The 3117-nt window shown below is 53.5% G+C and carries 3 protein-coding genes and 1 pseudogene; 1 reads left to right on the forward strand and 3 read right to left on the reverse strand.

Features of this window, described 5'->3' with window-relative positions:
* Positions 1-127: 127 nt before the first annotated feature.
* A pseudogene (locus CINSTRO3249_RS14380) lies at positions 128-514 on the reverse strand (DUF1611 domain-containing protein); the annotation flags it as partial.
* A 217-nt stretch (positions 515-731) separates the two neighbouring features.
* Here CINSTRO3249_RS14380 and CINSTRO3249_RS14385 point away from each other — a divergent pair.
* Entirely contained in the window at positions 732-1445 is a 714-nt protein-coding gene (locus CINSTRO3249_RS14385) for a TetR/AcrR family transcriptional regulator (protein WP_074013758.1), read from the forward strand.
* Here the strand turns inward: CINSTRO3249_RS14385 and CINSTRO3249_RS14390 are convergent.
* Both CINSTRO3249_RS14390 and CINSTRO3249_RS14395 read right to left on the reverse strand, forming a co-directional pair.
* Positions 1423-1758 carry a GNAT family N-acetyltransferase gene (locus CINSTRO3249_RS14390; RefSeq protein ID WP_074013759.1) on the reverse strand — a complete coding sequence of 112 codons (336 nt, stop codon included), beginning with the start codon at positions 1756-1758 and terminating at the stop codon, positions 1423-1425. The genes CINSTRO3249_RS14385 and CINSTRO3249_RS14390 overlap by 23 nt on opposite strands.
* Positions 1758-3117, reverse strand: a 1360-nt coding sequence (locus CINSTRO3249_RS14395) for a flagellar biosynthesis protein FlhF (RefSeq protein WP_254304262.1), incomplete at its 5' end; no start/stop codon positions are given. The genes CINSTRO3249_RS14390 and CINSTRO3249_RS14395, both read right to left, overlap by 1 nt.

Raw genomic sequence — 3117 nt, forward strand, 5'->3', positions numbered from 1 at the left:
CGTCATATGCTGTTTAACCAGCGTCTGATATCGGCGGGTAAGGCGAGAGTCAATCCCGCCAACAGATAGGTTGAAATCATTCTGCAAAGTAATAACAGGTATCACGATAAATGTGTAGATACCTATGTAGGTCCGGGCGCATATGGCGCACATCGAACAACGCGACACCGTGCTGTTCTGCCAACGCTGCCAATCCCGCCGTCGAAGACAGCCGATCATGAAGACCGCTGGCAACATTCATACCGGCGCGAATGGCCGAGCGTACCGTCTCAACCCAATGCGGGGGCAAAAAGCCGCCGGCGTTCGCCGTGCCCAGCACCAGCGTACGTGCCCCAGCCGCTGCTGCTGCCGCAATGGAGAGATCATCCAGGCCAAGGGAAACCGTACAACCGGGCAAACGCAATTGACCAAGACAATGTTCGGGGCGCCATACCTGAATACCGCGCGCGGTTTTCGCCGCCAGCGGATCGGTGACATCGCCAAGAAAAAGCAAATAGGGTTGCGGAATCAGCATAGCGACACTCTCAGTAAACGGGATCGACCTCTACTATTCCACTCCCCCTCCCGGATGGCGAATATCTGTTTGATGGCAGGGTATAACCTCAGGCTATAGTCACACCCTGCTTCCCTGACCAGACCTTTTGCGCCCGTCAGCTTCCGAAATGAAATGATACCGCGTGCACATCGGCGGCAGGCTTGTTTAGGAAAAGAACCTTTCCTATAATCTCCTCATGGGCAAAAATTCCGCAAACAACGCCGTTGCCGGCACGCCGGCAACGCTTACCCCTACGAATGCCTCACGCCATCCAACGGCCGGCGTTCGCGGCCGGCCACGCCAATTTGATACCGAGCAAGCGCTGGATCGGGCGATGCAGGTGTTCCGCACTAAAGGCTATCATGCCGCCTCTGTGGCTGATTTGGCCGCCGACATGGGGTTGACGGTGGGTAGCATTTACAAAGCCTTTCGCGATAAACAAACCCTTTTTTTACAGGTGTTTGAACGCTATCTTAGTCAGCGTCGCCAGGAGACGCGTGAGGCGCTGGCGCTGGCCGTCACCGGCCGCGACAAGGTAGCGGTGCTGCTACAAGACTACGCCACGCTCTCGCAGGGCGTCGAGGGGATACGCGGCTGTCTGGTGGCAGGCAGCGCGACACAGCTCTGTGCGCTGGAAGAGGCGCTGGCGCGGCCGGTACGTCAGGCGCTGGACGCCAATCAAACCCGGATAGCCGCGTTTATCCGCACGGGTCAGAAAGACGGCTCGGTCGATCCCGGGTTAAATGCGGAGCACACCGCCCTGCTCATGTTGGCATTGCTGCAAGGAATGCGTGTAGTCGGCAAGGCCGGACGGCAACGTGAAGAGATGATGGCGGTCGCCGCGCTGGCGCTGCGTTTGCTGGACCGCCCCGCCGCTGCCACAGCTTTTAGAGCGTTTTGCTCAGAATAAGCAGCGGCGTATACCGGCTGCCGCTCTCGTAAGCGGTTTCGCCGCTGACCGCCATTTGCTGACTTTCGTAGAAGGTTTTAGCCTGCTGGTTTTGCGGCAGTACCTCCAGCCAGAGTTGCGATTGCCGGGCTTCCCTGGCAAGCATCTCCACCGCGCTGAAAAGCGGCTTGCCATAGCCCCGACCGGTGAATTCGCGCAGAAAATAAATCTTTTTCAACTGGCCGCCCAAGGCACCGGTATCCGGTCTGGGCATTTCGCATAAAAGCTTCGCCAGCCCGATATCCTGGCCGTCAACGCATAGGTATCTACACATCAGGGAGGAGGCTTAAGAGCAACTCTCGCTAAATGAGTAAGTTCTTCCAGACTATATTCCGATAATAATTTTAGTGTATTCAACAAGATGGATAGGCCAGCGAGCAGAGCAGGAGCGCTCTCTCTGCGGCCTCGCTTTTGCTGTCGTCCTGACAAGCGACATATCAGCTGGCGGGCTGCCGCATTTTCTTCTCCTTCAGCGCGTTGCAGCCGCCATACCAGAACAGCAGCCATACTGGCTATTAACAACCTGCGTAGTACGGCTGGCGCGCTGCGCTGAAGCCATGTTTCTACGTCATGTCCGGCACCTTTCAGCAACTTAAAAAATGATTCAATATTCCAGCGCCAGTAATACCAACGAGCTACTTCCTCGCAGGTGATCTCGCTGCAAACGTTTGTAAGCAGCGTCCAGCGTCCCACCACATTACCGAGATCATCCGTAAGCCGAACAACAACCAATCTGACCGTCAGAGGCTCTCCAGGTTGGATTTTTATGCGGCGGCCGGTTTCTTTATCTTTACGCTTCTGCTGCGCAGCTCGGGTTATGACTATCGAGGTTTCACTGATTTCCATATCAGCTTTTTTCCCTTTCCAGTCTACCTGTCCGCATCCGTTGTATGGCAGAAGAGCAGCAATCTCACCAATTTTCAATGAATTACCTTGCCACTCTGCACCATGTCCTTCTTTTCCTCGGATAAGCCAGCATATTCCTTGAGTACTCAACGTCCGCATATGTCCAATAGAGTCACCCTCTCTATCAATTATATGAATCAGCTTTTTACCTATATTAAGCGATTCCACACGGGCAATATCGGTCGTCAAGGCGTCCATATGTGTCTGCCGTTCGGACAGTCCTTCCGCCAACGTTGAATGACAACCGGTTGCATCGGTAAGTGTCTGAGATAGAGGCGCTATTGGCAAACCCGTGCCAGCATCAACCAGCAAGCTGCTTTGAAGTTCATATCCAACATCGCCACCGTGCGTCATTTTTAAGCGTCCGTATTTGGCATGATGGTAAAGAAATTGTAAACGTGACCAATCATGAACAACGAGAGCGTATGGATGCGGGCTAAGCGAAATTTGCTCAAGTGCTAGCGAAATAATTGGCTCATTGAGTTGACTGAAGCTAATTCGCTTATTATTCAGAAAACGCCAGACAGCTTGGGTAGTTGCGAAAGTTGATTTTTGAGCACTTGCGAGGTCTTTAACCGCAGAAGCAAGAAGAGCCGCGGGCGTCATATGCTGTTTAACCAGCGTCTGATATCGGCGGGTAAGGCGAGAGTCAATCCCGCCAACAGATAGGTTGAAATCATTCTGCAAAGTAATAACAGGTATCACGATAAATGTGTAGATACCTATG

The sequence above is a fragment of the Candidatus Sodalis sp. SoCistrobi genome (assembly GCF_900143145.1).
GTDB lineage: Bacteria > Pseudomonadota > Gammaproteobacteria > Enterobacterales > Enterobacteriaceae > SoCistrobi.

What these genes read in the sequence shown, in the direction of transcription:
- CINSTRO3249_RS14385 (WP_074013758.1), top strand. Translation starts at nt 732, where the DNA reads ATGGGCAAAAATTCCGCAAACAACGCCGTTGCCGGCACGCCGGCAACG.
- CINSTRO3249_RS14390 (WP_074013759.1), bottom strand. Translation starts at nt 1,758, where the DNA reads ATGTGTAGATACCTATGCGTTGACGGCCAGGATATCGGGCTGGCGAAG.